Source organism: Klebsiella pneumoniae complex sp. WS1778, from assembly GCF_049472055.1.
In the GTDB taxonomy this organism is placed as follows: Bacteria; Pseudomonadota; Gammaproteobacteria; order Enterobacterales; family Enterobacteriaceae; genus Klebsiella; species Klebsiella quasipneumoniae.
Genome location: NZ_JBKGTJ010000001.1, coordinates 1,464,552 through 1,491,490, shown reverse-complemented (window position 1 = coordinate 1,491,490; position 26,939 = coordinate 1,464,552). Strand labels below are relative to the sequence as shown.

Here is a 26,939-nt window from a genome sequence, read left to right as displayed (position 1 = left end):
GAGATATCCCGCAAAACGGGTGAGGAAAGCCCTGAATTTCGCTATACCCTAAAGCGGATCATATATAATAAATTTGCATAAGATGTAGCGTAACGATGTTGGTGTCGGGCCGTTAAGCGCTTTACACTACAGGAAAATCCTAACCTTCGGGGTATCTATGAAATTAGCACTTCTGGGTCGTCAGGCGCTGATGGGCGCGATGGCCGTTGTTTTGATGGCTGGCGTTAGCGTGAAAACTTTTGCGGCGGAAAACCTGCTCAATCAGATTAAAGAGCGCGGCACCCTGCGCGTGGGCCTCGAAGGCACCTATCCTCCTTTTAGCTTCCAGGGCGATGACGGTAAGCTGACCGGCTTTGAAGTGGAGTTCGCCAACGAGCTGGCGAAACATCTGGGCGTGAAGGCTGACCTCAAACCGACCAAGTGGGACGGTATGCTGGCCTCGCTGGATTCCAAGCGCATTGACGTGGTGATTAACCAGGTCACTATCTCTGATGAACGTAAGAAAAAATACGATTTCTCCACCCCGTACACGATCTCCGGTGTGCAGGCGCTGGTGAAGAAAGGCAACGAAGGCGCGATTAAAACCGCGGCGGATCTGAAAGGCAAGAAAGTGGGCGTCGGGCTGGGCACTAACTATGAAGAGTGGCTGCGTCAGAACGTCCAGGGCGTGGATGTCCGCACCTATGATGACGATCCGACCAAATACCAGGATCTGCGCGTAGGCCGTATTGACGCGATTCTGGTTGACCGTCTGGCGGCGCTGGATCTGGTGAAGAAAACTAACAACACGCTGGCGGTAACCGGCGAAGCGTTCTCCCGTCAGGAAGCTGGCGTTGCACTGCGCAAAGGCAACGATGACCTGCTGAAAGCGGTAGATGGCGCGATCGCGGATATGCAGAAAGATGGCAGCCTGAAGGCCCTGTCAGAGAAATGGTTTGGCGCTGACGTGACAAAATAAAGGCCAGCGGTGAAAAAAGGCGCTCCTGGAAGCGCCTTTTTTTATTTAGCGCGTAACTGTGTGCATAATGAAGCATAACTGAGTCAGGAGGGGCCATGTCACTGCAAAATTTAACCCGCTTTCCGCGTCTGGAATTGATCGGCGCGCCGACGCCGCTGGAGTATCTGCCGCGTCTGTCCGATCACCTCGGGCGCGAAATTTTTATCAAACGTGATGATACGACGCCGCTGGCGATGGGAGGAAACAAACTGCGCAAGCTGGAGTTTCTCGCCGCCGATGCGCTGCGCGAAGGGGCGGATACTTTAATTACCGCCGGCGCGATCCAGTCTAACCATGTGCGCCAGACGGCGGCGGTCGCCGCCAAACTGGGCCTGCACTGCGTGGCGCTGCTGGAAAATCCCATCGGCACCCGTGCGGAGAATTATCTGAGCAATGGCAACCGCCTGCTGCTGGATCTGTTTAATACCCAGGTTGAGATGTGCGATGCCCTGACCGATCCCGCTGCGCAGCTCGACGAGCTGGCGACCCGTATCGAAGCGCAGGGGTACCGCCCGTATGTCATTCCGGTCGGCGGTTCAAACGCCCTTGGGGCGCTAGGCTATGTGGAAAGCGCGCTGGAAATCGCCCAGCAGTGCGAAGACGCGGTGGAGATTTCGTCGGTGGTGGTCGCCTCCGGGAGCGCCGGCACCCATGCCGGACTGGCGGTCGGCCTTGAACAGCTGATGCCGCAGGCGGAACTGATTGGGGTGACGGTGTCGCGTGCGGTTGCCGACCAGCTGCCGAAAGTGGTAGCGCTGCAGCAGGCCGTGGCCAACAGCCTTGAGCTGCAGGCGAAAGCCGACATCATCCTGTGGGACGATTACTTTGCCCCAGGCTACGGGACGCCAAATGAGGAAGGAATTGCCGCCGTGAAGCTGCTGGCGCAACTGGAAGGTATTTTGCTCGACCCGGTTTATACCGGCAAAGCGATGGCCGGACTTATCGATGGCATTACGCAGAAACGCTTTAAGGATGAAGGGCCGATTTTGTTCGTCCATACCGGCGGAGCGCCGGCGCTGTTTGCCTATCATCCTCACCTCTAATACAGAAACCACAGCATGCAAGAAAGTATTCAACTGGTCATCGATTCTGCGCCTTTTCTGCTGAAAGGCGCCGTCTTTACGCTGCAGCTGAGCATTGGCGGGATGTTTTTCGGCCTGGTGCTGGGCTTTATCCTGGCGCTGATGCGCATGTCGACCCTCTGGCCGGTAAAATGGCTGGCGCGCATGTATATCTCCATTTTTCGCGGGACACCGCTTATCGCTCAGCTGTTTATGATCTACTACGGTTTGCCGCAGTTTGGCATTGAGCTTGACCCGATCCCGGCGGCGATGATCGGCTTATCGCTGAACACGGCGGCCTACGCGGCGGAAACCCTGCGCGCGGCCATCGCCTCGATTGACAAAGGGCAATGGGAAGCGGCGGCCAGTATCGGTATGACCCCCTGGCAGACGATGCGTCGGGCTATTTTACCCCAGGCGGCGCGGGTCGCTTTGCCGCCGCTCTCTAACAGTTTTATCAGCCTGGTAAAAGATACCTCGCTGGCGGCGACGATCCAGGTGCCGGAGCTGTTCCGTCAGGCGCAGCTTATCACCTCGCGTACGCTGGAGGTCTTCACCATGTATCTGGCCGCCTCTCTGATCTACTGGGTGATGGCGACGGTACTCTCCTCGCTGCAGAACTATTTTGAAAACCAGCTGAACCGCCAGGAGCGTGATCCGAAATGAGTGCGATTGAAGTAAAAAGCCTGGTGAAAAAATTCCATGGCCAGACGGTGCTCCACGGTATCGACCTCGAGGTGCAGGAAGGCGAAGTGGTGGCAATCATCGGCCCCAGCGGCTCGGGTAAAACCACCCTGCTGCGCAGCATTAATCTGCTGGAGCAACCGGAGAGCGGCACTATCCGCGTCGGCGATGTGACGATCGACGCTGGTCGCAGCCTCGGGCCGCAAAAAGGGCTTATCCGTCGGCTGCGCCAGCACGTTGGCTTTGTCTTCCAGAACTTCAACCTGTTTCCCCACCGGACGGTGCTGGAGAACATCATTGAAGGGCCGGTCATCGTAAAAGGTGAAGACAAGCAGGAGTCGATGGCGCGGGCGCGCGATCTGCTGGCGAAAGTGGGCCTCAGCGGCAAAGAGAACAGCTATCCGCGCCGCCTCTCTGGCGGGCAGCAGCAGCGGGTCGCCATTGCCCGCGCGCTGGCCATGCGTCCGGACGTGATCCTGTTTGATGAACCGACCTCGGCTCTCGATCCCGAGCTGGTAGGGGAGGTGCTCAATACCATCCGCCAGCTGGCGCAGGAGAAACGTACCATGGTTATCGTGACCCATGAAATGAGCTTCGCTCGCGACGTTGCCGATCGGGCGATTTTTATGGATCAGGGACGCATCGTTGAACAAGGCGAGGCCAAAGCGCTGTTCGCCTCGCCTCAGCAGCCGCGTACCCGCCAGTTCCTCGAAAAATTCCTGATGCAATAGAGCAGGCGCAGGCGCGGCGGCTCGCCTTCGTGTGAGCCGCCGCAATGAGCCCAATTCCACGCTGGGGTAACACCCCATCGTCACGTCTTTGTGCTATTTACTCCCCTGGCCGTATACACCGCTTCCCATCCCCCCTTGTAGGGTGTAGAAAATGAAGGGAGGGGCCTTAGTTTCAGCGCAGCGAACTGGGAAAAGGCAAGTCTTCAGGCTAATAAATGCGACAGCTACGATATTTTATACATATAAATAAGATTTATGTGTTAGTTTTCTGTATTTATAATAATGATTATCAATCAGGAGTTATTTGCACAGCTATGAGGGACAATGATTTTTTCAGCTGGCGGCGGGATATGCTGCATCAATTTCAGTCCATGGCCGCCGCTCAGGAGGTTTATAATCTCCTGCAACGAGAAACAGAAACGCTGGAATATGATTTCTATACGCTTTGTGTGCGTCACCCGGTGCCTTTCACTCGCCCCCGCGTCACGTTTCAGTCGACCTATCCCCGCGCATGGATGTCTCATTACCAGGCAGAGAATTATTTCGCCATAGATCCCGTATTACGCCCGGAGAATTTTATGCGTGGCCATCTGCCGTGGGAAGATGGGCTGTTTCGCGATGCGCAGGCGTTATGGGACGGCGCGCGCGACCATGGTCTGCAAAAAGGGGTGACACAGTGCCTGACGTTGCCGAATCATGCTCAGGGTTTTCTCTCCGTCTCCGCGAACAACCGTTTGCCGAATGCTTATGCTGAAGATGAGCTGGAGCTGCGCTTGCGAACGCTGACGGAGCTGAGCCTGCTGACGCTCTTGCGTCTTGAAGATGAGATGGTGATGCCACCGGAGATGAAGTTCAGCCGGCGCGAACTGGAGATCCTCAAATGGACCGCGGAAGGAAAGACCTCTGCGGAGGTGGCGATGATCCTCTCGATTTCGGAAAATACGGTCAATTTCCATCAGAAGAATATGCAACGGAAATTTAACGCGCCGAATAAAACGCAAATTGCCTGTTACGCTGTGGCGACAGGGTTAATCTGAAGGCGCCTGCCGTTCTGCGTGCCAGACGTGATACCGGCTGTCAGTCATACTTTCAGCCGGTACAGGATTACTGCCGATAAGCTTGTTTAATTTGCTTAACGGTGCTGGAGAATACGGCGGCCTGAGCCTCATCTTCCATCTGCGCGATCTGCTTTTCCATTTTAATAATCACGCGACCCGCATCTGCCTGGCCCATCGCCTGCAGCATCAGCGTCATCATCGCTTTCAGGCAGGAGACTTCCTGCGCCAGTTCCTGATTATTTTCTGCAGTGGAAAAATCTGGTGTGCTCATCGATATCCTCGTTTACTCGCTGCGCTATTGCGCTCTACTCAATGTGAAGGCCGCGCAGTATACCACAAGCGACAGAAAAAAAAGGAGTGCTTAATTTCTGTTCTCTCATCTGAGCTGTGAATGGTTTTATGCTTCAGATAAGACGTAATAGCCATCGTCAGGCCAATAATTGCCACTATCTATTTAGTACGTTAATAATTGTTACATATTTAGCTTCGTATTTATGCGCTACGTAATCTGTTGTGTTTTTTGTGCCTTCTGTATGGGGATTGTTAAAAAATAAGACTCGTGCAACCGACTGTTCGCAATGACTTTCCACTGAGTGTGCACAGACATTGCCATAAATGAGAGCCAAATCGAGGCGAGGGCATTTTTTTGCCTTTTAAAATAGCAATAAAACCCGGTAATATGTGGGAGATAAAGTATCAGTAGCGTTATCCCTCATTCTGGAGATTATTCCTTTGATCAACGTTCTTCTTGTTGATGACCACGAACTGGTGCGCGCAGGGATACGACGCATTCTGGAAGATATAAAAGGGATTAAAGTCGCTGGCGAAGCCTGCTGCGGCGAAGACGCCGTCAAGTGGTGCCGGGCTAATTCCGCCGATGTCGTCCTGATGGACATGAACATGCCCGGGATCGGGGGTCTGGAAGCGACGCGCAAAATTGCGCGCTCGGTAGCGGGCACGAAAGTGATCATGTTGACCGTGCATACTGAGAATCCCTTACCTGCCAAGGTCATGCAGGCGGGGGCGGCCGGCTATCTCAGTAAGGGCGCCGCGCCACAGGAAGTGGTGAATGCGATTCGCTGCGTCGCGTCAGGGCAACGTTATATTGCCTCTGATATTGCTCAGCAAATGGCGTTAAGTCAGATTGAACCGGAAAAAACAGAATCGCCGTTTGCCAGTTTGTCTGAACGCGAATTGCAGATTATGCTGATGATCACCAAAGGTCAGAAGGTGAATGAGATCTCAGAGCAGCTGAATCTGAGTCCTAAAACGGTTAACAGCTATCGCTATCGGATGTTCAGCAAATTGAACATTCATGGCGATGTCGAGCTGACCCACCTGGCAATTCGCCATGGCCTGTGTAATGCGGAGTCGTTAGCAAGCCAGTGAGTGATGTTTTTGACGCAAAAGCTTTCCTGAAAACGGTAACTAGCCAGCCCGGTGTGTATCGGATGTATGATGCTGGCGGAACCGTCATCTATGTTGGCAAAGCCAAAGATTTGAAAAAGCGGCTCAGCAGCTACTTCCGCAGCAACCTCGCGTCGCGTAAAACGGAAGCGCTGGTGGCGCTGATCGCGCAAATCGACGTGACCGTCACCCATACCGAGACGGAAGCGCTGCTGCTTGAGCACAACTATATCAAGCTGTACCAGCCGCGGTACAACGTGCTGTTGCGCGACGATAAGTCGTATCCTTTTATTTTCCTCAGTGGCGATACCCATCCGCGTCTGGCGATGCATCGTGGCGCCAAACATGCGAAGGGCGAGTATTTTGGTCCTTTTCCCAACGGCTATGCCGTGCGCGAGACCCTGGCGCTGCTGCAGAAGATCTTTCCCATCCGTCAGTGTGAAAACAGCGTCTACCGCAATCGCTCCCGTCCCTGTCTACAGTATCAGATTGGCCGCTGCCTCGGGCCGTGCGTGGCGGGGCTGGTCAGTGAAGACGAGTATGCTCAGCAGGTGGAGTATGTGCGGCTGTTTCTTGCCGGCAAAGATGATCAGGTGCTGACTCAGCTCATCGCGCGGATGGAGAAGGCGAGCCAGAACCTTGAGTTTGAAGAGGCGGCGCGCATTCGCGACCAGATTCAGGCCGTCCGCCGCGTGACGGAGAAACAGTTTGTCTCTAACACCGGCGACGATCTTGACGTGATCGGGGTTGCCTTCGATGCCGGCATGGCTTGCGTCCATGTACTGTTTATCCGCCAGGGTAAAGTACTGGGCAGCCGCAGCTACTTCCCGAAAGTGCCGGGCGGTACCGAGCTGGGCGAGGTCGTCGAGACCTTTGTCGGCCAGTTCTATCTGCAGGGCAGCCAGATGCGCACGCTGCCGGGGGAAATTTTGCTCGACTTTAACCTCGGAGATAAGACGCTGCTGGCCGAGTCGCTGTCAGAACTGGCGGGGCGTCGAATCCATGTGCAGACCAAGCCGCGCGGCGACCGGGCGCGTTATCTTAAGCTGGCGCGCACCAATGCCGCGACGGCGTTAACCACCAAATTGTCTCAGCAATCGACTATTCATCAGCGTCTGCAGGCGCTGGCCTCCGTGCTGGAGCTGCCGGCGGTGAAGCGGATGGAGTGCTTTGATATCAGCCACACCATGGGCGAACAGACCGTCGCCTCCTGCGTGGTATTTGACAGCAATGGTCCGCTGCGCGCGGAGTACCGGCGATACAATATCGCCGGCATCACCCCGGGCGATGACTATGCGGCGATGAATCAGGTCCTGCGCCGTCGCTATGGTAAAGCGATTGATGACAACAAGATTCCTGATGTGATCCTGATAGACGGCGGCAAGGGGCAGCTGGCGCAGGCGAAAGCGGTGTTTGCGGAGCTGGACGTCCCCTGGGATAAACATCATCCGCTGCTGCTGGGCGTGGCGAAAGGTAGCGATCGTAAAGCCGGCCTGGAAACGTTATTCTTTGAGCCGGAAGGCGAGGGGTTTAGCCTGCCGCCGGATTCGCCGGCTCTGCACGTGATCCAGCATATCCGCGATGAATCGCATGATCATGCAATCTCCGGCCATCGCAAAAAACGGGCGAAAGTGAAGAACACCAGCTCGCTTGAGACTATCGAGGGGGTGGGGCCGAAGCGTCGCCAGATGCTGCTGAAGTACATGGGTGGACTGCAGGGGCTGCAGCAGGCCAGCGTCGAAGAAATTGCCAAAGTACCGGGCATCTCTCACGCTCTGGCAGAAAAGATCTTCTACTCGTTGAAACATTAGGGGCTCTGTAGCAACATAGGGCTAATTTTTACTTACAACAGATAGTTACCCGTCACTATGCAATTTAATATCCCTACGTTGCTTACTCTGTTCCGCGTCATCCTGATCCCGTTCTTTGTGCTGGCGTTTTATCTGCCCTTTAGCTGGGCGCCGTTTGCCTGCGCGCTGATTTTCTTTGTTGCCGCTGTGACCGACTGGTTTGATGGTTTCCTCGCCCGTCGCTGGAACCAGAGTACCCGGTTCGGCGCCTTCCTCGATCCGGTGGCCGATAAAGTCATGGTGGCTATCGCCATGGTGCTGGTCGCTGAGCACTATCACACTTGGTGGGTCACGCTGCCGGCGGCGACGATGATTGCCCGGGAAATTATTATCTCCGCGCTGCGCGAGTGGATGGCGGAGTTGGGAAAACGCAGCAGCGTGGCGGTCTCGTGGATTGGCAAAGTAAAAACCACCGCGCAGATGACCGCCCTGGTGTGGATGTTGTGGCGTCCTTATCCGTGGGTGGAATGGGCAGGGATCGCGCTTTTCCTCGTGGCGGCGGTGCTGACGCTGTGGTCGATGCTGCAATATTTGAACGCGGCGCGCGGCGATTTGCTTGATCAGTGATCGTTTCGCCGTTATTTTCAGCAAACGATGCAAAGTTGCGAAAAATACCGTTGACTCACCGCGAGAGATAAGTAGAATGCAACGCATCGAACGGCGGCACAGTCTTCCAGACGATAACAAAATCAAGTGATTAGCAAATAACTTGATGATGCGGGAATAGCTCAGTTGGTAGAGCACGACCTTGCCAAGGTCGGGGTCGCGAGTTCGAGTCTCGTTTCCCGCTCCAAATTAATAGCATCGGCATAGGCGGGTGCTTCAGTATCAAAGGCGCGTTAGCAAAGCGGTTATGTAGCGGATTGCAAATCCGTCTAGTCCGGTTCGACTCCGGAACGCGCCTCCACTTTATATCCCGAGCCCGGATGGTGGAATCGGTAGACACAAGGGATTTAAAATCCCTCGGCGTTCGCGCTGTGTGGGTTCAAGTCCCACTCCGGGTACCATTGGGATAAAAGCAGAATAATCAAAGCAATAAGCAGTGTCGTGAAACCACCTACGGGTGGTTTTTTTGTTTTTAAATCCCTCTTCATCACGACATGTCATCCTGTTTCTCTTGTCCATCTTGCGCTACACCCGAATTATTGTCACTGGCTAAGCCTGCGCCTGGAGATACGGGGTCCCGCTCTGAATCCGGGCAAGGAGAAGCTTGAAGTCAAGGTCTGTGACCGGCACAGACTTCTGGCGTAAAGGCTTACCGTCGCGAAGCAGGTCCGGGTCGCTTAACGGGTGGGTGATTATACGTTCGGGACGATCTCGCTCCCCCAGGCCAGCAGGGAGGAAGCGAGTGGGTACAAGACGAGACAGCGGACCGGCGTTGAAACCGTCTCTATAGTTCGAGGTTGAAAGAAAGTACTGTCGATATAAATACCATCTCATCCGTAAGCGAGGGGAATTTGCCGGTAAATATTTCTTCAGACTCCGGGGTAAAACGATATAGCGAATAATTGTCCCCAGGAGCGATGCTCTCCAGTTGAATATGAGAGGGTTTCCGCAGTGAAAAAGCTAACAGATAGAAGTTCGTCGTATGCTGAGCAAGTTCGGCGACTAATGCCGGGGGCACCTTTACAAGAATGATCTCTTCTCTGCAGCAAATGACAAAAAGCTTGCCATCCGCGCTTTTTAATATGTTCCTGAACCTCTTTACTGCCCGGACGTAATACGCCTAAACGGTTCGAGGGATCGCGATGGGTGAAAATCGTCCTTCAGGCAATCGATGACCATCGCGGGGCAGGAAAAAATCCAGTCAAAAGGCAGTGTGGTGTTTTCAGATTGAATTTTTTCAGTGTCCGCGATGTTAAACAATGGCTTCCTGGCGACACAATGTGCTTTACAGCCAACCGCTCTTGAGTCTCCGTCCCTGATACACAATGTGGCGGGAGACACATATTCTCGAATGCCATTCTGGATGTTGTTAATCCCATGAACTCGTCACTGTTTATCAGCGATGCGTTAAGAAGTTGTGTTGATTCTGCAAGCGGCTTGTCAGAAGTTGCGTGAGGATCTCCAGGTCGACCCAGTAATATTTTATACGTTGACTTTATTAATCATATTTTTAGATATTTTTCCTGGTTGTCATCTGCCATTTTTTATCCATTTGAAGCCGTAGTGGTACCTTATTTAATTGCTGCTTATATATAACAACATCAATCATGCGGTCTTATGGCAAATTGATTTAAGATTGGCAATGCAGCAAAAATAGCGACTGCAGGGAACGGCGTCGTTGAATATCCTCGGCAGAATCGGGTGGCTATCGATGTCTGGGCTGAAAGCGGCAATATCGCGAATGGGATCACCCCGTAGTGGGGAACCACCCCATTGTCACCGGCAATCGCTGATTTGTCCCAGGACAAAACCATCTCTCCCTGCTACTATCGTCCGGACACTTCTCCCAGCCTGCCGGAGGCATCATGTTCACAGGGCTTTGCGCATTTCCGTTAACGCCGCTGCATCAGCAAAATATCGATGAAAAAGCGTTTATTCGTATTCTTGCTCGTCTTACCGATGCGGGAGTCGACTCCCTGGGCATCTTAGGTTCAACCGGCAGCTACGCTTATCTCAGTCGTGAGCAGCGCAAGCGGGTAGTGCAGGTGGCGAAGGCGCATGCCGGGTCGACCCCGATGATGGTCGGCGTCGGCGCCATCGCCACCAGCGAGGTGCTGCGGCTGGTGGAAGATGCCCAGCAGGCCGGGGCGGATGCATTGCTCCTGCCGATGATGTCCTATCAGCCGCTGTTTGCGGAGGAGATCTATGCTTTTTACGAGGAGGTCTGCCGGCATGCCTCGGTGCCGGTTTGCCTGTATGACAATCCCCGTACCACCCATGTGACGTTATCGGATGAGCTGCAGGGGCGCATTGCCGCCTTACCGGCCATCGCCTCGATTAAAATTCCCGGTCTGCCCGCGCCACAGGCCAGCGAACGGGTGGCGGCGCTGCGTCGTCATCTGCCTTGCGGCGTCACGCTTGGCGTGAGTGGTGACGTCCAGGCGACAGCCGGCTTGCAGGCCGGCTGTGAGGTCTGGTACTCGGTCTGCGGCGGACTCTTTCCCCGGATCTCACTGGCGCTGGTAAAAGCCATCCGTCACGGCGACGCGGAACAGGTGGCGGCGCTGAATAAGCAACTGGCGCCCCTCTGGCGGTGCTTTGACCGCTACGGCGGCAGCCTGCGGGTGGTCGCCGCCGCTGCGGCCATTCTGGGATTGTGCGACCCTGACTCGCTTCCCCGCCCCTTGCTGCCGTTAGGAGCGGAGGCATGTCGCGACGTGGCGGCGGCGCTACAAGGGCTGGCCTGATTGTGTCGGGTCGGCGCAGGCGCAATGGGAGCAGCCGGGTGGCTTTCTGCCGGCATTTCGGCTACTGTAGGCCCGATTTTTACCATGCGAGCCTGTGAATGAATACCGGACCCTTAAACGAAAACGAACTGGAATGGCTGGACGAGACGCTGGCGAAATACGCCACCGAAGGCGCTATTCTGGATGTCTCTGAACTGGATGGCCTGCTGACGGCGATCCTCTCGGCGCCCACCGCTATTGAACCCGCCCAGTGGCTGTTGGCGATCTGGGGTGGCGCAGATAATGTGCCACGCTGGGCCAACGACCGCGAGCGCGATCGCTTTGTCAATCTGACGCTGCAGCATATGAGCGATATCGCCGAACGGCTTGAGTCTTATCCCGATCAGTTCGAACCGCTGTTCGGCACCCGCGAAGCGGAAGGTCAGGAACTGACCATCGTTGAAGAGTGGTGTTTTGGCTATCTGCGCGGCGTGGCGCTGAGCGACTGGTCGACGCTACCCGCTGAACTTCAGCCTGAGCTGGAGGCGATTGCGCTTCACGGTAGCGAAGAACAGTTTTCCGCGCTGGATAATCTGACGGCGGATGAATTTATCGCCAGTATCGAGCGTATCACCCCGGCGGCGCTGGCGCTTTACCAGTACTGGATGGCGAATCCGCAGCCGGAGGTGGTCCCGCAGCCGGTAAGAAATGAGACGAAAGTCGGACGTAACGATCCCTGCCCGTGCGGCAGCGGTAAAAAGTATAAGCAGTGTTGCTTAGCGAAATGAAAAAGGGGCCGGCTGGCCCCTTCTTTTATCCCACCGCCGGTAACAGCCCGGCGACGATGCAGAACTGGATCGCCACGATGCCGATCCCGCACAGCAGGACCAGCCACAGCGCCGGGGCGCCGCCGGCCACCCGCCAGGCGGCCTGCGGATGCAGTCGGCGACTCTTCATGACCAGCATGGCCGGTAACATCAGGGCCAGAACGGCCAACGCCACCCCGGCGTAGCCCAGGGCCATGACGAAGCCGCGGGGATAGAACAGGGCGAACGCCAGCGGCGGCAAAAAGGTGATCATCCCGCTCTGCAGACGCCCGCTGACGTTGTTTTTGCGCTGAAACATATCGGCCAGATAATCAAACAGCCCGAGCGAGACGCCGAGGAAGGAGGTCGCCAGCGCAAGGTCGGCAAACAGGTGTACTGCCAGCTCCACGTGCGGTGACGCTACCACTTCGCGGATCGCCTCCAGCAGACCGTTCAGACCGGCATGTTGCGCCAGCAGGGCGGTAAAGGCTGGGGCGTCAATACTGCCCAGCGTCGCCAGCTGCCAGAAAATATAGGCCACCAGCGGAATAAAACTGCCGATAATAAACACCCGACGCAGTTTACGGATATCGCCCCCCAGATAGCTGACGATGCTCGGCACGCTGCCGTGAAAGCCGAAGGAGGTAAAGATCACCGGAATGGCCGACAGCGCCAGGCCTTGCTCAACCGGCAGCGTGAGGAGATTCACCTGATGAATGTGCGGCATCAGCAGGGCCAGCATAATCACCAGGAAGACGATTTTGGCGCTAAACAGGAAGCGATTGAACAGGTCGACCAGCGCGGTGCCAATGCACACCACCGCCCCGCCGAGCAGGGTGAAGATCAGTACGCCTGCGGCCGGCGGCAGCTGCCAGTCCAGCCACTGGTTGAGGCTGGAAGCGAGTAATTCGCCGGCGCCACTGATGTAGGCCGCCGTGAGGGCGTATAACAGAAACAGCATGCACAACCCGGTGATCCACTGTCCGTAACGGCCCAGATAGCGCGCCGCCAGAGAACCGAGCCCCATATCGGCAGGGACATGCTGGTAGACTTCCAGCAGCAAAAGGGCGGTATAGCACATCAATGCCCACAGGGTGAAAAGTAAACCCAGCGTGACGGTAAACCCGACGCCTGCGGCGGCCAATGGCATTGCCAACATTCCTGCACCGATTGTGGTGCCGGCTACGATTAAAATACTGCCCAGAGTGCGGTTCTTCACGCTTTTCGCTATCCCTACAGCAAATCACAATAATTTATGCCGCGCAGAGTAGGGGATATTGCGTCTTTCGTCAAATCAGGGTTACAGGCAGTGTAATTAAAACTTTACGAACTCGAAAGGGCGAAAGCCTGCGCTGGCGCAAGGCACGGGCCGCCGGTCTGGCCTAAGCTGACGTTTTTTCCGGAGGGGTTATGTCTTCTATTCATGGTCATGAAGTGCTGCAGATGATGCTGGCGTCGGGGGAGTGCTGGACGGCAGCTTCGCTGGAGGCGGCCATACACCGTCGCTTTGGCGCAGAGGCGCGCTTTCACACCTGTTCGGCGGAAAATCTGAGCGCTGCGGAGCTGGTGGCGTTTTTAGAGCAAAAAGGTAAATTTATTGCCAGAGCGACAGGGTTTACCACCGCAGAAAATAAGATTTGCCAGGATTAAAAATGCCGCGACGGAGAAGCTTCGCGGCGCGAGCAATTAATTCTGCGTATCGAGAGTGGCCAGCTCTTTGTCGATAAAGTACAGACCTTCACCGCTTTTCCCGGCGAGGGTCAGTTTGTCAATTACCGATTTAAATAATTTCTCTTCTTCATGCTGTTCGGCGACATACCACTGCAGGAAATTAAAGGTCGGGTAATCCTGACTGGTCATAGCCGCGTGCGCCAGTTCATTAATTTTTTGCGTGATCAGCTGCTCGTGCTCATAGGTCTGGCGGAACAGTTCATCCAGTGACGCATACTCGGCAAACGGGGAGGCGATGGCGTTGATGCGCGGCAGGCTGCCGGTGTCGGTCAGGTAGTCGAACAGGCGCTGCATATGGGTCATCTCTTCCTGGGCATGGCGACGCAGGAAGGCCGCAGCCCCTTCAAAACTATGGTAGCTGCACCAGGCGCTCATCTGCTGATAAAGAAGAGAAGAATAAAGTTCAAGATTCATCTGTTCATTCAGTTTGTCGATCATTTCCGTTTTCAGCATCGTCGCGCTCCTGGAATTAAAAAATAGATGTTATCGGCTGCCACTATAATTTGTTATTTAATTATTTGCAAAAAGTAAATTTAAAAATATTTTATTTAAAATGCTAATGGGAATAACACGCATTGGCAATTTAATAATAAATGAGAATAGTTTTAATTTATTATTAGTTTTTTGCGGAAGCGAAACGACGCCCTCTGCGGGTTGCCTGGTGGGGAGCGCCATGCGGAGTCGTCCTGATGAGGGGCGACACGGTAACCTGAGCGGCAGAGGCGGTGAAAGTGTGAAGCGCTGCGTAATTTTTAAAACAACTTTTCATAAAATTTGAAAGTTTGTTTTCCAGGTAGTAGAGTGCAGTCAACGCCAATGACATTCTGCGGGCAGGCCCGCACAGCATTCAGGAGAGTAAACCATGAAGATTGCACTGATGATGGAGAACAGCCAGGCGAACAAAAACGCCATCATCCTCAAGGAGCTTAACGCGGTTGCCGACGAAAAAGGATTTCCGGTCTTTAACGTCGGTATGAGCGATGAGAACGATCATCATCTGACCTATATTCACCTCGGGATCATGGCCAGCATCCTGCTGAATTCGAAGGCGGTCGACTTCGTGGTCACCGGCTGCGGTACCGGCCAGGGAGCGCTGATGTCGCTGAACATCCATCCTGGCGTGGTCTGCGGCTACTGTATCGACCCGGCGGACGCGTTCCTGTTTGCCCAGATCAACAACGGTAACGCGCTGTCGCTGCCGTTTGCCAAAGGTTTCGGCTGGGGCGCCGAGCTGAATGTGCGCTTTATCTTTGAAAAAGCCTTTACCGGTCGTAACGGCGAAGGCTATCCGCCGGAGCGCAAAGAACCGCAGGTGCGTAATGCCGGGATCCTCAACCAGGTCAAAGCGGCGGTAGTCAAAGAAAATTATCTCGACACCCTGCGCGCCATCGATCCGGAGCTGGTGAAAACTGCGGTCTCTGGCCCTCGCTTCCAGCAGTGCTTCTTCGAAAACTGCCAGGATAAAGCGATCGAAGCGTTCGTCCGTCAGATCGTCGGGTAATCGTTATCAGGGCCAGCGCCGCTGGCCCTTCCATCATTCAGGTTTTCTTCGCCGACACGCTGCTGCCTGCCGTTTTAGCCAGATGAAGGCTGTCGATCATCCCCACCAGACAGATCACCGCGATAAACACAAATGCCAGGCGAAAGCTGATCCCCGGCACGGCGGAAAGGTGCAGCCAGTCGCCGACCTGTTCCCCCAGGCGAATGCCGATCGCCCCAAGCGTGATCCCCAGCCCCACCGCCAGCTGCGACGCGGTACTGAACAGGGTATTGGCATCGCTCATCTGCGCGGCGGGGACATCGGCAAAGGCCAGCGTGCTCACGCCCGTGAACTGAACAGAGCGAAACACCCCGCCGAGATAAAGGATCAGCATGATCGCCCAGACCGGGGTTTGCGGCGTGAGCAGCGCGCATGCCAGCAGCGAACAGACGTTCAGCGCGCCGTTGATCAACAGCAGGCGACGAAAGCCCAGCCAGCGGATCAGCGGCGTGGTGGCGGGTTTAATGGTTAAATTGCCGACAAATACCGCCAGCACCAGCAGGCCGGAGTGAAAGGGATCCATACCGAACCCCACCTGGAACAGCAGGGGGAGCAGAAAGGGCACCGCGCTGATGGAGGCCCGGAACAGCGAGCCGCCGTACATCGTCACCCGGAACGTCGGCACCTGCAGGGCGTCGAGACGAACCATAGGCGCCGCCGCCCGGCGGAAATGACGAATGGAATATAACAGACAGCCGAAGCCCAGCGCCGCGAGGGCCAGCGTGGGCCAGATCTCCGGCTGGCGAGCGCCGAGCCGTTCCATCGCGGTGACCAGGCTAACCATCGCCACCGCGGTCGTGATAAATCCTGTCATATCGAAGGCGCGCCGCTCCGTTTCGCGGATATCAGGAATGATGCGCAGCGACAGGATAATCGCCGCAACGCCCAGCGGGACATTGATAAAGAAGATCCAGTGCCAGCTGGCGTAGCGGGTAATAAAGCCTCCCAAAGGCGGGCCGATAATGGGGGCCACCAGCGCAGGCCAGGTGAGGGTGGCGATGGCTTTAATCAGCAGGTGTTTCGGCGTGGTGCGCAGTACCGCCAGACGGCCGACGGGGACCATCAGCGCGCCGCCAATTCCCTGCAGGATACGCATGGCGACAAAGGTATGCACCTCGCTGGAGAGGCCGCAAAAGATCGAGGCAAGGGTAAAAATGGCCAGAGCGAGGGTGAAGATAGCCCGGGCGCCGAAGCGATCGGCGATCCAGCCGCTGGCCGGGATCAGCACCGCGAGGGTTATCAGATAGGCGCTGATGCCGATATTAAGCTCGACGGCGGTGACGCCAAAATCTCTCGCCATGTCGGGCAGGGCAGTAGCGATCACCGTCCCGTCGAGAAACTCCATAAAAAAGGCGCCAGCCACCAGCAGCGCCGGGGCTGAAAAAGCACGTTCGTTACCGGAAGAGATCGCGGTGTTCATGTTGTCGCTGCCATCAAGGGGATCCTCGGCAAAGCGGCAGCAGAGGCGCCGCCAGCCACTCGGGTGGTGAAAAAAACCTGCCGCGGCAGGTTTTATTATCGTTATCGATTTAGGGTACTATTACGCTCCTGAAAAAAGGAGTAATTAATGTCTCAACATCTTACCGAACACGACGAGCTGGTTTCCGATGTGGTTGCCTGCCAGCTGGTTATCAAGCAGATCCTCGACGTGATTGACGTCATCGCGCCGGTGGAAGTGCGTGAAAAAATGACCAGTCAGCTGAAAGCCATCGACTTCGCCAGTCACCCGGCTTCTGCCGACCCGGTGACGCTTCGCGCGGTGCAAAAAGCGATTGCCCTGATTGAGCTGAAGTTTACCCCGCAGGAAGAAACGCATTAATAACCGGCCCCGCGGATTACCGCCGGGGCCTTTTTCTTTAATGAGAAACCACGGTCTGCACTGGCGCAGGCTCAGCGGTTTTAAACAATTTGCTGTTGCCCCAGCACTCTTCGTAGCGATGGCCAACCAGATCCTCTACGATTGCCCGCACCTCCGGCGCAATATCACTGATTTTACCGCCTGCTTTAATCCGCGCGACTTCCTGCAGAACCACCAGATGAGCTTTACGGTCCAGTTTCATCTGCTTACTGAAGACGATGGCGGCCAGGGCTAAGGCGACGACACCGACGCAGAATACCACCGCGATGGCGGTCACGGCGCTTTCCGGTTGGCTGTGCGCTTTTGACTGGAAACCGTAAAAGCTCAGGATGGCTCCCATCGAAAACACCACAATCGAGCGCAGAATTTTCCCTGAGAAGGTCATGGCGCCGGCATAGATGCCTTCCCGGCGGCGTCCGGTGTAGATTTCGTCGACATCGGCGAGGAAGGTGTAAACGGTCCAGGGAATATAGTAAACCCCGCCGGTCCCCAGGCCGAACAGCACGGTAATACCGAACATCAGCACTGTCGCCAGGCCTGACGGCAGATGGAAGAACCACAGCGAGGTATACAGCAGGACTGCGAAAATCACGATCCCCAGCGCGAGGATATAGGGTTTGCTAAAGCCCTTTTTCACACACAGGCCGATAAACAGCGCGGTGGAGATCAGCTGCAGAATCGAGTTCAGGCTGTTCAGCCCGGCCACCATTGCCGGATCGTGCTGCAGAACGAATATCACGAAATAGGTGAAGATGGAGGCAAACAGCCATTCCGCGCCAAACCCGCACAGGTACATACCGAGATGTTTGCGGAACACGCGCAGATAAAAGGTGGAACGCATGTCTTTCGCCAGCGACAGCAGGGTGCTCAGCAGCCCCTTTTTCGCGCTGGTATCCACGGCTTCCGCACGCTCGCGCTCCCAGCTGCACAGCCACAGGCAGGTAATCGCGACGATCAGGATCGCGCCATAGGTCAGCCCGGTGAGGAAGAAAGGGGTGGCGGAATCTTTGCCGTACAGCAGAATGAACTGTCCGGGAATAAACGCGGCGAGGAAGTTGGCCAGCTTGCCGAAGATGGCTTTATAGCCGGTGAGCTTTGAGCGTAGCGAGAAATCATCGGTCATCTCTGTCGCCAGCGTCTCATAGGGCACCATGATGGAGGTATAGATGATCTCAAACACCACATAGGTACACAGGTAGTACCAGAAACTCAGGCCCTCTACCCATAGCAGCGGGTAGAACAGCATCAGAGGAATGCCGATCAGCAAAAAGAAGCGCCGACGGCCAAAGCGCTTGCCTAACCGCGTTTTGCCAAAATTATCCGTCAGATAGCCCATCAGCGGGTTGCTGATGGCGTCGATGATGCTGGCGACGGAGAAGATAAATGAGGCCTCGATCAGCGTCAGGCCGCAAAAGGTCGTATAAAAATAGAGTAGCCATGCTCCGCTTATCGCCAGTGCGCCACTCCCTAACAGGTTACCGCCGCCGTAGGCTAACTGATGGCGTAACAAGATCGGTCTTCCATGCAGCCCTTCAGAGGCTGAAGCCGTGTATCTAGCCATAAAAAATAAACCTCGTGTTTTATATTTTTGAAACAGTGTTTTTATATTTCTTTATGACTCAACAAAAAGTGACCGCGCTCACTAATCCCCCCTAAGGGGTAACAGTGACGAGGGAATGGGATCGAGTTAAAACTTTTTTATTCGTTTGAGGAATAAATAGCAGGGGAGAATAGCAAGAACGGATTAATAAACAGGGCGGGGCAGCGCGAACGCGCTCCCCCTGACCGGGCGAGAAAGGCCCGGCGCGTCTGATTAGTGGGGGTTCTGTGACGCTCCGACGAGGGTCATCAGACGGCGATCGGTCTGTTCCATACCTATCCCGGCTTTGTCGGCATTGCGAATTTCCTCGAGCACGCTTTGCAGCAGCAGCCCATCCTGCTGCTGCTCTTCCGCCAGGCGGGTCAGAAAACGCCAGGTGTTGTCATCGCTCTGCGCTTTGGCTTCCTCGGCGAGACCGCTCAGCATACTGCTCCGCTGGCGGTAATCGACCAGGGTTTGGGTAAAGAGATCTTCCAGCGAGGTACATTCGGGATTACAGGCGCGGTCGGGATTGACTATCGGCCAGCTGCCGGCTTTTTTCAGATAGTCAAATACGCGCATGGTGAGGGTGATGCTGCATTGCGCGCGGTTGCGCAGAAATGTCGCGGCGCCGTCGAAGCGATGACGGGCACACCACTCGCTTAAGTTCAGGTAAACGTTAGAGGCGTGGAACTCAAGGTTCATCTGGGTGTTTAGCTTTTGTGCCATTCCTGGAACTGCCATAAAAATATCCTTATTAACCGGGAAGGGGTTACTGGTGCGCGTCAACGGTTCCTGGAGCAAACAACAGGATAAAAGAGTGACGCGCTGCACTGTTGCAGAATAATAAAACTCTACACATTCCGTATGAGTCGGGTAATTTTTCCACTTGCCGACAATTTAAGAATACTCGCTGAATGCGATTAAGAAAACTCTCAAGATGGATAATTTACGTTTTGTTACACCATTATTCCTGCATGACGACATGCAGTGGGATTGCGGCTCAGGCTGGGGCGTTGGTGCGGTGTGTCAGGTATAAGTTATAGATATTTGACTACGAGATTCATCGTATAACTCAAAGCTATAAGTTATTTCAGAGGGCAATGTTTCGTTGTGATGATAATTATTTTTATTTTTTGTTGCAGGCTTTTCTATGCAGCGGGAATATCTTTTATCAATTCGGAATAAATTACGCAAAAGATCCGTTTTATCGCGATATAAAACGGCCGACGCTGGACTGGCGGCGCGCGTCTGTTGCACAACAGCGCCGGCGGGCAGTCGACCGCCGCTGCGACCCCCTTAGCCGCTGGTTATAACAGTGCCGTAACCCTCTGTTAAACACCCACTGACATCACAAGGATAAGCCTGCTGGTGGTATAGATGATCCTGCTATTCACTGGTTAAATTGTATGACAATTATGTCTTTTTTTATGTCTTTTTTTGCTAAATCTATGTACGCAATTACTGTAATTCCGCGATGTGATAATGCTCTCGTATGGAGAAATAATTTCCGGGTATTACTACTCTAACAACGGCAGTAGGGGATGCGATTTTTCTAATGCCTTGTTTTGATGCTGATAAAAAAGTTAATTCCGATTTTTCCCTACATGAAAGCGAATTAAAGCTGGAGTTTACCATGCACAAATTTACTAAAGCGCTGGCGGCCATTGGTCTCGCAGCGGTTATGTCACAATCAGCTATGGCGGAAAACCTTAAATTAGGTTTTCTGGTGAAACAGCCGGAAGAGCCATGGTTCCAGACCGAGTGGAAATTTGCTGATAAAGCAGGAAAAGATTTAGGCTTTGACGTCATTAAAATAGCGGTACCGGATGGTGAGAAAACCCTGAACGCCATCGATAGCCTGGCGGCCAGCGGCGCGAAGGGCTTTGTCATCTGTACCCCCGATCCTAAGCTCGGCTCGGCGATAGTCGCTAAAGCACGCGGCTATGACATGAAGGTGATTACCGTCGATGACCAGTTCGTCAACGCCAAAGGTAAACCGATGGAGAGCGTGCCGCTGGTGATGATGGCGGCCAGCGAAATTGGCGCCCGCCAGGGACAGGAGCTGTATAAAGAAATGCAGAAACGCGGCTGGGATGTCAAAGACACTGCGGTGATGGCCATCACCGCCGATGAGCTGGACACCGCCCGTCGTCGCACCACCGGCTCCATCGATGCCCTGAAGGCGGCCGGCTTCCCGGAAGCGCAAATCTACCGCGTTCCGACAAAATCTAACGATATCCCGGGGGCGTTTGACGCCGGTAACTCAATGCTGGTCCAGCACCCGCAGGTGAAACACTGGCTGATCGTTGGGATGAACGATAACACTGTGCTTGGCGGCGTGCGTGCCACTGAAGGGCAGGGCTTTAAAGCGCCGGATGTGATTGGTATTGGCATCAACGGCGTGGATGCCGTCAACGAACTGTCGAAGGCGCAGCCGACCGGCTTCTATGGCTCCCTGCTGCCAAGCCCGGACATCCATGGCTATAAAACCAGTGAAATGCTCTACAACTGGGTCACCAAGGGCGTTGAGCCGCCGAAGTTCACTGCGGTGACCGATGTGGTGCTGATTACCCGCGATAACTTCAAAGAAGAGCTGGCGAAAAAAGGGCTGTAACAGCCCGGTTGAACTGGCCCCCGCCGCGGCGGGGGCTGAGTGCAGAAGAGCGGAGTCGTTATGCAACAGTCTACCCCTTATCTCTCATTTCGCGGCATCACCATGACGTTCCCTGGCGTAAAGGCCTTGTCCGATATCAGTTTTGACTGCTACCCAGGACAGATCCACGCGCTGATGGGCGAAAATGGCGCAGGCAAATCGACGCTGTTGAAAATTCTCAGCGGTAACTACATCCCCACCGCTGGCCACCTGCAGATCGGCGGCCAGCAGATGGCGTTCACTTATACGATGGCGGCGCTCAACGCCGGCGTGGCGATTATCTATCAGGAGCTGCATCTGATCCCGGAGATGACCGTCGCCGAAAATATCTATCTTGGCCAGCTGCCGCACAAAGGCGGCATCGTCAACCGCTCGCTGCTCAACTATGAGGCCCGTCTGCAGCTGGAGCATCTGGGGCTGGATATCGACCCGGAGACGCCGCTGAAGTATCTCTCCATTGGCCAGTGGCAGATGGTGGAGATTGCCAAAGCGCTGGCGCGTAACGCCAAGATTATCGCCTTCGATGAACCGACCAGCTCGCTCTCCGCCCGGGAGATCGACAACCTGTTTCGCGTTATCCGCGAGCTACGGGAGGAGGGGCGGGTCATCATCTATGTTTCACACCGGATGGAAGAAATTTTTGCCCTCAGCGATGCCATCACCGTCTTTAAGGATGGTCGCTACGTCTGCACCTTTGACGATATGTCGAGCGTCAGCCACGACGCGCTGGTCCAGGCGATGGTCGGGCGCAATCTGGGTGATATTTACGGCTGGAAACCTCGTCCCTATGGCGAAGAGCGGCTGCGTCTGGAGGAGGTCAAAGCCCCGGGCGTGCGCACGCCGGTCAGCCTCTCGGTGCGCAGTGGCGAAATCGTCGGCCTGTTCGGGCTGGTGGGCGCCGGGCGCAGCGAACTGATGAAAGGTCTTTTCGGCGGGACGCGGATCACCGGCGGTCAGGTGTATATCGATGGCCAGCCCGTCGACATCCGCAAACCGGCCCAGGCCATCCAGGCCGGGATGATGCTGTGTCCGGAAGATCGTAAAGCGGAGGGGATTATTCCGGTTCACTCCGTGCGCGACAACATCAATATCAGCGCCCGGCGCAAGCATATCCACGCCGGCTGCCTGATCAACAACGCCTGGGAGGCGGACAACGCCGATCAGCATATCCAGTCGCTGAACATTAAAACGCCGGGCCCGGAACAGCTGATCATGAACCTGTCTGGCGGCAACCAGCAGAAAGCGATCCTTGGCCGCTGGCTGTCGGAAGAGATGAAGGTGATCCTGCTTGATGAGCCCACCCGCGGCATCGATGTCGGCGCCAAACATGAAATTTACAACGTGATATATGGCCTCGCCGCCGCCGGTGTCGCCGTGGTATTTGCCTCCAGCGACCTGCCGGAAGTGCTGGGCGTCGCCGACCGCATCGTGGTGATGCGTGAAGGGCAAGTCGCCGGCGAACTGCTGCATGAAGAAGCCAATGAACAGCAGGCGTTAAGCCTTGCGATGCCAAAAGTGAGTCAGGCTGTCGCCTGAGTAAGGAGTAAATGATGTCATCAGTGACTACGTCCGGCGCTACCCGCTCTGCCTTTAGCTTCGCCCGTATCTGGGATCAGTTTGGCATGCTGGTGGTGTTTGCGGTGCTGTTTATCGGCTGCGTAATTTTTGTGCCTAACTTTGCCTCATTCGTCAACATGAAGGGGTTGGGGCTGGCGATCTCGATGTCCGGGATGGTGGCCTGCGGCATGCTCTTCTGCCTGGCCTCCGGCGATTTCGACCTGTCGGTGGCGTCGGTTATCGCCTGTGCCGGGGTCACTACCGCGGTGGTGATTAACCTGAGCGAAAGTCTGTGGCTCGGGATTGCCGCCGGTCTGCTGCTGGGGGCGGTCAGTGGCCTGGTCAACGGCTTTGTCATTGCCCGTCTGAAGATAAACGCCCTGATCACCACGCTGGCCACTATGCAGATTGTCCGCGGCCTGGCCTACATTATCTCCGACGGTAAAGCGGTGGGGATCGAAGATGAGCGCTTCTTCACCCTCGGTTACGCCAACTGGTTTGGTCTGCCGGCGCCGATCTGGCTGACGGTCGCCTGCCTGGTGGTTTTCGGATTATTACTAAACAAAACCACCTTTGGCCGTAATACGCTGGCTATAGGCGGCAATGAAGAGGCGGCGCGTCTGGCCGGCGTTCCGGTGGTGCGCACCAAGATTATTATTTTTGTGCTCTCCGGTCTGGTGTCCGCCGCGGCGGGGATTATCCTGGCGTCGCGAATGACCAGCGGCCAGCCGATGACTTCGATTGGCTATGAGCTGATTGTTATTTCGGCCTGTGTGCTGGGCGGGGTGTCGCTGAAGGGCGGGATCGGCAAGATCTCCTACGTGGTGGCCGGGATCCTGATCCTCGGGACCGTGGAGAATGCGATGAACCTGCTTAACATCTCGCCGTTCTCGCAATACGTCGTGCGCGGGGTCATCCTGCTGGCGGCGGTGATCTTTGACCGCTACAAACAAAAAGCCAAACGTGCGGCCTGATTTCAGGCATAACTTTTAAGTCTACAGAGTAATTGCCGCCAGCGCCCGTTTCGCTGGCGGTATCTATCAAAAATGGCGAGGTTGGTCACACTGTCTATACTTACATGGCTAACATATAATTAACAACCAGCTTCGGCTGGCCATGATAAGGAGGAAACAGGGTGGATAACCAGATATCTGTACCGCCTGCGCTAACCGGAAACTACGCTTTTTTCTTTGACCTCGACGGTACTCTTGCCGATATCCAGCCGCACCCCGATCAGGTGGTGATACCCGACAACACGCTGCAGGCGCTCAACGCGCTGGCCCGGCAGCAGGGCGGGGCGGTGGCATTGATTTCAGGGCGCTCAATGGCTGAACTTGACGCGCTGACCCATCCCTGGCGGCTACCGCTGGCCGGCGTTCACGGGGCCGAGCGCCGTGATATCAATGGTAAAACCTATATTGTCTCTCTGCCGTCGGCCCTGCGGGATGAAATCGCGGCTGAGCTGAGCTCGGCACTGCAGGCGCTCCCCGGGTGCGAGCTGGAGAGTAAAGAGATGGCCTTCGCGCTGCACTACCGTCAGGCCCCGCAGCAGCAGACCGCGGTGCTGGAGCTGGCGCAGCGCATTGTTCAGCGCTACCCGCTGCTGGCGCTGCAGCTTGGCAAGTGCGTGGTGGAGATTAAACCCCGCGGTGTCAACAAAGGGGAGGCGATCACTGCCTTCATGCAGGAAGCGCCGTTTGCCGGTCGCGAACCGGTTTTTGTCGGCGATGATTTGACCGACGAGGCGGGATTCAGCGTGGTGAATCAACTGCAGGGAATGTCGATAAAAGTTGGCGCCGGGGAAACTCAGGCGCACTGGCGGTTGGCGGATGCCGCCGCCGTAAGGACGTGGTTGCAACATCTGGCGTATGACGCGCAAACCGAAAGGAGGGATGACCATGAGTCGTTTAGTCGTAGTCTCTAACCGTATCGCCTTACCGGACGATAAAAAATCGAGCGCTGGCGGTCTGGCCGTCGGCATCCTGGGGGCACTGAAAGCGGCAGGGGGTCTGTGGTTTGGCTGGAGCGGCGAAATTGGCGATGACCAGCAGCCGCTGAAGCAGGTCTCCCGCGGAAATATTTCATGGGCATCGTTCAACCTTAACGAACGTGACCATGATGAATACTACAACCAGTTCTCTAACGCCGTGCTGTGGCCGGCCTTCCACTATCGTCTTGATCTGGTCAGCTTCCAGCGCGAAGCCTGGGAGGGATATCAGCGAGTTAACGCCATGCTGGCGGACAAGCTTCTACCGCTGATCGAGCCAGATGATACGTTGTGGATCCATGATTACCATCTGCTGCCCTTCGCCAGCGAACTGCGCAAGCGCGGGGTCAACAACCGCATCGGCTTCTTCTTGCATATTCCTTTCCCGACGCCGGAGATTTTTAACGCGCTACCGCCGCACGCTGAGCTGCTGGAGCAACTGTGCGACTACGATCTGTTGGGCTTCCAGACTGAAAGCGACAGAACCGCCTTTCTCGACAGCATAGCCATGCAGACCCGACTCTCCGACCTCGGAGACAAACGCTATCAGGCGTGGGGTAAAGCGTTTAGCACCGAGGTTTATCCGATAGGGATCGATCCGGACGAGATTACGCGCAACGCCAAAGGTCCGCTGCCGCCGAAGCTGGTCCAGCTGAAAAACGAGCTCAAAAACGTGAAGAATATCTTCTCAGTGGAGCGCCTTGACTACTCGAAAGGGTTGCCGGAGCGGTTCCTCGCCTATGAGACGCTGCTCGAAAAGTATCCTCAGCATCACGGTAAGATCCGTTATACCCAGATCGCGCCGACGTCCCGCGGCGATGTGCAGGCCTATCAGGATATCCGCCACCAGCTGGAAACCGCAGCCGGACGCATCAATGGCCAGTTCGGCCAGCTTGGCTGGACTCCGCTTTACTATCTGAACCAGCATTTTGACCGTAAGCTGCTGATGAAGGTCTTCCGCTACTCTGACGTTGGGCTGGTGACGCCGCTGCGCGATGGCATGAACCTGGTGGCGAAGGAATACGTGGCGGCGCAAGATCCGGATAACCCTGGCGTACTGGTCCTGTCGCAGTTTGCCGGCGCGGCGCAAGAGCTGAACAGCGCCCTGATCGTCAATCCCTACGATCGCGACGAGGTTGCTGCCGCGCTGGATCGCGCCCTAAGCATGCCGCTGGCGGAACGTATTGCCCGTCATTCCGCGATGCTGGATGTGATCAGAGAGAATGATATTCATAACTGGCAGGCGCGCTTTGTCGACGATCTGCAGCATATTTCGCCGCGCAGCGAGGAGAGCCGCCTGCGGGGGAAGATAGCCACGTTCCCTAAACTGGCCTAGTTCAGGAAAAGGGCTAACCGGCGTTAGCCCTTTTCAAGGGAAACCAGCAGGACATCGACGCCGCAGCTGCCGACGATATTTTTCGCCGAGCAGGTGGCGCGCGAAAAAAGGGAATGATTATGATTGCCGCAGATCACCAGATCGACCTGGTGTGACCGGCAGAAGTCCTTAATATGATGGCCCAGTTCGCCGCAGGCGATGGTCATTTTTTCTATCGGGTAGTCCGCGTGACGCGCCAGCTCGTTGAGAAAATCACGCGTCTCTTCCTGCATCACCTCGCGCAGATTTTCCATCATCGGCGCGGCGAACTGGTTGTACAGCTCCGGATCCGTGGCGAGGGTGATAAAGCTCACTTTCGCGTTCACGGGGCGGGCAATTGACACCGCTTTTTTAATTAATACCTGACTCTCCGGCGTTGGCGCGACGGCAACCAGCAGATGTGAATAAGGCATCTGGCCTCCTTGAGATACGCGGAATAACCCTTTCTTTCCTTCTTTACTCCTGTTTACCCTGCTACGCAAGGGCCGCTCCCGTGATTTGCGACGCTCTTCGCCAGTCCGTGTTTCCCCGACAAGATCACATAAATGAACCTAATTTTTTATTTAAAAGAAATGCTGTTTTATAAATGAGTGAAGTTGAGACATCGTCTCTTTGTCATTTTGCCATCGGCGGTTCTTCCGTGGCAAAAACACAAAGGTAACGTCGTTTCACTGCTTTTAGTGTAGCCAGGTACCCACTCCCTTCCGGTGGCAAATCCGGAAAGATTGTC

General features: G+C 55.5%; 25 protein-coding genes, 3 tRNA genes and 2 pseudogenes. 22 read left to right on the top strand and 8 right to left on the bottom strand.

Annotated elements, in window-relative coordinates; genetic code table 11:
- Positions 1 to 157 precede the first annotated feature (157 nt).
- The 5 genes from tcyJ to sdiA all read left to right on the top strand — a co-directional run bounded on the left by tcyJ (position 158) and on the right by sdiA (position 4,510).
- Entirely contained in the window at positions 158 to 958 is an 801-nt protein-coding gene (gene tcyJ, locus ACLEXF_RS07610) for a cystine ABC transporter substrate-binding protein (RefSeq protein ID WP_004203468.1), read from the top strand.
- A gap of 95 nt (positions 959 to 1,053) precedes the next feature.
- The gene (gene dcyD, locus ACLEXF_RS07605) at positions 1,054 to 2,040 is read left to right on the top strand and encodes a D-cysteine desulfhydrase (RefSeq protein ID WP_053810177.1); all 987 of its coding nucleotides are present in this window, start codon (positions 1,054 to 1,056) and stop codon (positions 2,038 to 2,040) included.
- 15 nt (positions 2,041 to 2,055) lie between these two features.
- Positions 2,056 to 2,724, top strand: a complete 669-nt coding sequence (gene tcyL / locus ACLEXF_RS07600; protein WP_004203466.1) for a cystine ABC transporter permease — start codon at positions 2,056 to 2,058, stop codon at positions 2,722 to 2,724.
- Positions 2,721 to 3,473 (top strand): L-cystine ABC transporter ATP-binding protein TcyN, encoded by a 753-nt coding sequence (tcyN, locus tag ACLEXF_RS07595; protein ID WP_004203465.1) that lies wholly within the window; start codon positions 2,721 to 2,723, stop codon positions 3,471 to 3,473. Before tcyL ends, tcyN begins: the two co-directional genes overlap by 4 nt.
- 314 nt (positions 3,474 to 3,787) lie before the next feature.
- A complete protein-coding gene (gene sdiA / locus ACLEXF_RS07590; protein ID WP_004203458.1) occupies positions 3,788 to 4,510 on the top strand; it encodes a transcriptional regulator SdiA in 723 nt (240 codons plus the stop codon).
- 67 nt (positions 4,511 to 4,577) lie between these two features.
- Here sdiA and ACLEXF_RS07585 read toward each other — a convergent pair whose 3' ends face one another.
- The gene (locus ACLEXF_RS07585) at positions 4,578 to 4,802 is read right to left on the bottom strand and encodes a DUF2594 family protein (RefSeq protein ID WP_004203457.1); all 225 of its coding nucleotides are present in this window, start codon (positions 4,800 to 4,802) and stop codon (positions 4,578 to 4,580) included.
- A gap of 461 nt (positions 4,803 to 5,263) precedes the next feature.
- Here ACLEXF_RS07585 and uvrY point away from each other — a divergent pair, with 461 nt between their 5' ends.
- From uvrY to ACLEXF_RS07545, 8 genes are all read left to right on the top strand, one after another.
- A complete protein-coding gene (gene uvrY / locus ACLEXF_RS07580) occupies positions 5,264 to 5,920 on the top strand; it encodes a UvrY/SirA/GacA family response regulator transcription factor (protein WP_002911539.1) in 657 nt (218 codons plus the stop codon).
- Positions 5,917 to 7,749, top strand: coding sequence for an excinuclease ABC subunit UvrC (gene uvrC / locus ACLEXF_RS07575; RefSeq protein ID WP_017900233.1), 1,833 nt, complete (start codon positions 5,917 to 5,919; stop codon positions 7,747 to 7,749). The genes uvrY and uvrC overlap by 4 nt, the downstream gene beginning before the upstream one ends.
- Positions 7,750 to 7,806: 57 nt before the next feature.
- Positions 7,807 to 8,355, top strand: a complete 549-nt coding sequence (pgsA, locus tag ACLEXF_RS07570; protein WP_004141115.1) for a CDP-diacylglycerol--glycerol-3-phosphate 3-phosphatidyltransferase — start codon at positions 7,807 to 7,809, stop codon at positions 8,353 to 8,355.
- A gap of 150 nt (positions 8,356 to 8,505) precedes the next feature.
- A tRNA-Gly gene (locus tag ACLEXF_RS07565) sits at positions 8,506 to 8,581 on the top strand.
- Positions 8,582 to 8,621: 40 nt separating this feature from the next.
- A tRNA-Cys gene (locus tag ACLEXF_RS07560) sits at positions 8,622 to 8,695 on the top strand.
- 13 nt (positions 8,696 to 8,708) lie between these two features.
- Positions 8,709 to 8,795 (top strand) — tRNA-Leu (locus ACLEXF_RS07555).
- A gap of 1,464 nt (positions 8,796 to 10,259) precedes the next feature.
- On the top strand, positions 10,260 to 11,141 hold the full coding sequence (locus ACLEXF_RS07550; protein WP_332096678.1) for a dihydrodipicolinate synthase family protein: 882 nt from the start codon (positions 10,260 to 10,262) through the stop codon (positions 11,139 to 11,141).
- Between the two features lie 98 nt (positions 11,142 to 11,239).
- Positions 11,240 to 11,908: a YecA family protein gene (locus ACLEXF_RS07545; protein WP_004203454.1), complete on the top strand. Its 669-nt coding sequence runs from the start codon at positions 11,240 to 11,242 to the stop codon at positions 11,906 to 11,908.
- A 25-nt stretch (positions 11,909 to 11,933) separates the two neighbouring features.
- On the opposite strand, the gene tyrP is transcribed toward ACLEXF_RS07545, so the two are convergent.
- On the bottom strand, positions 11,934 to 13,145 hold the full coding sequence (gene tyrP / locus ACLEXF_RS07540; protein ID WP_004203453.1) for a tyrosine transporter TyrP: 1,212 nt from the start codon (positions 13,143 to 13,145) through the stop codon (positions 11,934 to 11,936).
- A 191-nt stretch (positions 13,146 to 13,336) separates the two neighbouring features.
- On the opposite strand from tyrP, the gene ACLEXF_RS07535 reads away from it, so the two are divergent.
- A complete protein-coding gene (locus ACLEXF_RS07535; protein ID WP_043520585.1) occupies positions 13,337 to 13,576 on the top strand; it encodes a YecH family metal-binding protein in 240 nt (79 codons plus the stop codon).
- Positions 13,577 to 13,612: 36 nt separating this feature from the next.
- Here the strand turns inward: ACLEXF_RS07535 and ftnA are convergent, their stop codons facing one another.
- Complete coding sequence (ftnA, locus tag ACLEXF_RS07530; RefSeq protein ID WP_004203451.1) at positions 13,613 to 14,110, bottom strand: non-heme ferritin; 498 nt, start codon at positions 14,108 to 14,110, stop codon at positions 13,613 to 13,615.
- A 57-nt stretch (positions 14,111 to 14,167) separates the two neighbouring features.
- Positions 14,168 to 14,278 (bottom strand): annotated as a pseudogene (locus ACLEXF_RS07525) (hypothetical protein); the annotation flags it as partial.
- Between the two features lie 241 nt (positions 14,279 to 14,519).
- Here ACLEXF_RS07525 and ACLEXF_RS07520 point away from each other — a divergent pair.
- Positions 14,520 to 15,158 (top strand): RpiB/LacA/LacB family sugar-phosphate isomerase, encoded by a 639-nt coding sequence (locus ACLEXF_RS07520; RefSeq protein ID WP_004203450.1) that lies wholly within the window; start codon positions 14,520 to 14,522, stop codon positions 15,156 to 15,158.
- Between the two features lie 37 nt (positions 15,159 to 15,195).
- On the opposite strand, the gene ACLEXF_RS07515 is transcribed toward ACLEXF_RS07520, so the two are convergent.
- Positions 15,196 to 16,617, bottom strand: a complete 1,422-nt coding sequence (locus ACLEXF_RS07515; RefSeq protein WP_065696918.1) for an MFS transporter — start codon at positions 16,615 to 16,617, stop codon at positions 15,196 to 15,198.
- Between the two features lie 147 nt (positions 16,618 to 16,764).
- On the opposite strand from ACLEXF_RS07515, the gene ACLEXF_RS07510 reads away from it, so the two are divergent.
- Entirely contained in the window at positions 16,765 to 17,016 is a 252-nt protein-coding gene (locus ACLEXF_RS07510; RefSeq protein WP_004203448.1) for a DUF2766 family protein, read from the top strand.
- Positions 17,017 to 17,053: 37 nt separating this feature from the next.
- On the opposite strand, the gene ACLEXF_RS07505 is transcribed toward ACLEXF_RS07510, so the two are convergent.
- A complete protein-coding gene (locus ACLEXF_RS07505; protein WP_004203444.1) occupies positions 17,054 to 18,565 on the bottom strand; it encodes an MFS transporter in 1,512 nt (503 codons plus the stop codon).
- Positions 18,566 to 18,630: 65 nt separating this feature from the next.
- Between ACLEXF_RS07505 and ACLEXF_RS07500 the strand changes: the two are divergent.
- Positions 18,631 to 18,708, top strand: a pseudogene (locus ACLEXF_RS07500) (succinate dehydrogenase); the annotation flags it as partial.
- 160 nt (positions 18,709 to 18,868) lie between these two features.
- Here ACLEXF_RS07500 and ACLEXF_RS07495 read toward each other — a convergent pair.
- Positions 18,869 to 19,378: a non-heme ferritin-like protein gene (locus ACLEXF_RS07495; RefSeq protein WP_032425947.1), complete on the bottom strand. Its 510-nt coding sequence runs from the start codon at positions 19,376 to 19,378 to the stop codon at positions 18,869 to 18,871.
- Positions 19,379 to 20,270: 892 nt separating this feature from the next.
- Between ACLEXF_RS07495 and ACLEXF_RS07490 the strand changes: the two genes are divergently transcribed.
- The 5 genes from ACLEXF_RS07490 (at position 20,271) to otsA (ending at position 26,170) form a co-directional block, all read left to right on the top strand.
- A complete protein-coding gene (locus ACLEXF_RS07490; RefSeq protein WP_004203441.1) occupies positions 20,271 to 21,251 on the top strand; it encodes an arabinose ABC transporter substrate-binding protein in 981 nt (326 codons plus the stop codon).
- A gap of 60 nt (positions 21,252 to 21,311) precedes the next feature.
- On the top strand, positions 21,312 to 22,826 hold the full coding sequence (gene araG / locus ACLEXF_RS07485; RefSeq protein ID WP_407259710.1) for an L-arabinose ABC transporter ATP-binding protein AraG: 1,515 nt from the start codon (positions 21,312 to 21,314) through the stop codon (positions 22,824 to 22,826).
- Positions 22,827 to 22,840: 14 nt separating this feature from the next.
- Positions 22,841 to 23,821 (top strand): L-arabinose ABC transporter permease AraH, encoded by a 981-nt coding sequence (gene araH, locus ACLEXF_RS07480; RefSeq protein ID WP_004203438.1) that lies wholly within the window; start codon positions 22,841 to 22,843, stop codon positions 23,819 to 23,821.
- A gap of 161 nt (positions 23,822 to 23,982) precedes the next feature.
- Positions 23,983 to 24,771 carry a trehalose-phosphatase gene (otsB, locus tag ACLEXF_RS07475; protein WP_004203436.1) on the top strand — a complete coding sequence of 263 codons (789 nt, stop codon included), beginning with the start codon at positions 23,983 to 23,985 and terminating at the stop codon, positions 24,769 to 24,771.
- Positions 24,746 to 26,170 (top strand): alpha,alpha-trehalose-phosphate synthase, encoded by a 1,425-nt coding sequence (otsA, locus tag ACLEXF_RS07470; RefSeq protein ID WP_004203435.1) that lies wholly within the window; start codon positions 24,746 to 24,748, stop codon positions 26,168 to 26,170. The genes otsB and otsA overlap by 26 nt, the downstream gene beginning before the upstream one ends.
- Positions 26,171 to 26,193: 23 nt before the next feature.
- Here otsA and uspC read toward each other — a convergent pair whose 3' ends face one another.
- Positions 26,194 to 26,622, bottom strand: coding sequence for a universal stress protein UspC (uspC, locus tag ACLEXF_RS07465; protein WP_004203433.1), 429 nt, complete (start codon positions 26,620 to 26,622; stop codon positions 26,194 to 26,196).
- Positions 26,623 to 26,939 lie beyond the last annotated feature (317 nt).

Excerpts from the sequence above, each read along its gene's own strand:
- ACLEXF_RS07550 (WP_332096678.1), top strand. The coding sequence starts at position 10,260 with ATGTTCACAGGGCTTTGCGCATTTCCGTTAACGCCGCTGCATCAGCAA.
- ACLEXF_RS07520 (WP_004203450.1), top strand. The coding sequence starts at position 14,520 with ATGAAGATTGCACTGATGATGGAGAACAGCCAGGCGAACAAAAACGCC.
- pgsA (WP_004141115.1), top strand. The coding sequence starts at position 7,807 with ATGCAATTTAATATCCCTACGTTGCTTACTCTGTTCCGCGTCATCCTG.
- ACLEXF_RS07490 (WP_004203441.1), top strand. The coding sequence starts at position 20,271 with ATGCACAAATTTACTAAAGCGCTGGCGGCCATTGGTCTCGCAGCGGTT.
- tcyN (WP_004203465.1), top strand. The coding sequence starts at position 2,721 with ATGAGTGCGATTGAAGTAAAAAGCCTGGTGAAAAAATTCCATGGCCAG.
- ACLEXF_RS07495 (WP_032425947.1), bottom strand. The coding sequence starts at position 19,378 with ATGGCAGTTCCAGGAATGGCACAAAAGCTAAACACCCAGATGAACCTT.
- ACLEXF_RS07510 (WP_004203448.1), top strand. The coding sequence starts at position 16,765 with ATGTCTCAACATCTTACCGAACACGACGAGCTGGTTTCCGATGTGGTT.
- araH (WP_004203438.1), top strand. The coding sequence starts at position 22,841 with ATGTCATCAGTGACTACGTCCGGCGCTACCCGCTCTGCCTTTAGCTTC.
- tcyJ (WP_004203468.1), top strand. The coding sequence starts at position 158 with ATGAAATTAGCACTTCTGGGTCGTCAGGCGCTGATGGGCGCGATGGCC.
- uspC (WP_004203433.1), bottom strand. The coding sequence starts at position 26,622 with ATGCCTTATTCACATCTGCTGGTTGCCGTCGCGCCAACGCCGGAGAGT.
- otsA (WP_004203435.1), top strand. The coding sequence starts at position 24,746 with ATGAGTCGTTTAGTCGTAGTCTCTAACCGTATCGCCTTACCGGACGAT.
- dcyD (WP_053810177.1), top strand. The coding sequence starts at position 1,054 with ATGTCACTGCAAAATTTAACCCGCTTTCCGCGTCTGGAATTGATCGGC.
- ftnA (WP_004203451.1), bottom strand. The coding sequence starts at position 14,110 with ATGCTGAAAACGGAAATGATCGACAAACTGAATGAACAGATGAATCTT.
- sdiA (WP_004203458.1), top strand. The coding sequence starts at position 3,788 with ATGAGGGACAATGATTTTTTCAGCTGGCGGCGGGATATGCTGCATCAA.
- ACLEXF_RS07535 (WP_043520585.1), top strand. The coding sequence starts at position 13,337 with ATGTCTTCTATTCATGGTCATGAAGTGCTGCAGATGATGCTGGCGTCG.
- ACLEXF_RS07515 (WP_065696918.1), bottom strand. The coding sequence starts at position 16,617 with ATGAACACCGCGATCTCTTCCGGTAACGAACGTGCTTTTTCAGCCCCG.
- ACLEXF_RS07545 (WP_004203454.1), top strand. The coding sequence starts at position 11,240 with ATGAATACCGGACCCTTAAACGAAAACGAACTGGAATGGCTGGACGAG.
- tcyL (WP_004203466.1), top strand. The coding sequence starts at position 2,056 with ATGCAAGAAAGTATTCAACTGGTCATCGATTCTGCGCCTTTTCTGCTG.
- ACLEXF_RS07585 (WP_004203457.1), bottom strand. The coding sequence starts at position 4,802 with ATGAGCACACCAGATTTTTCCACTGCAGAAAATAATCAGGAACTGGCG.
- araG (WP_407259710.1), top strand. The coding sequence starts at position 21,312 with ATGCAACAGTCTACCCCTTATCTCTCATTTCGCGGCATCACCATGACG.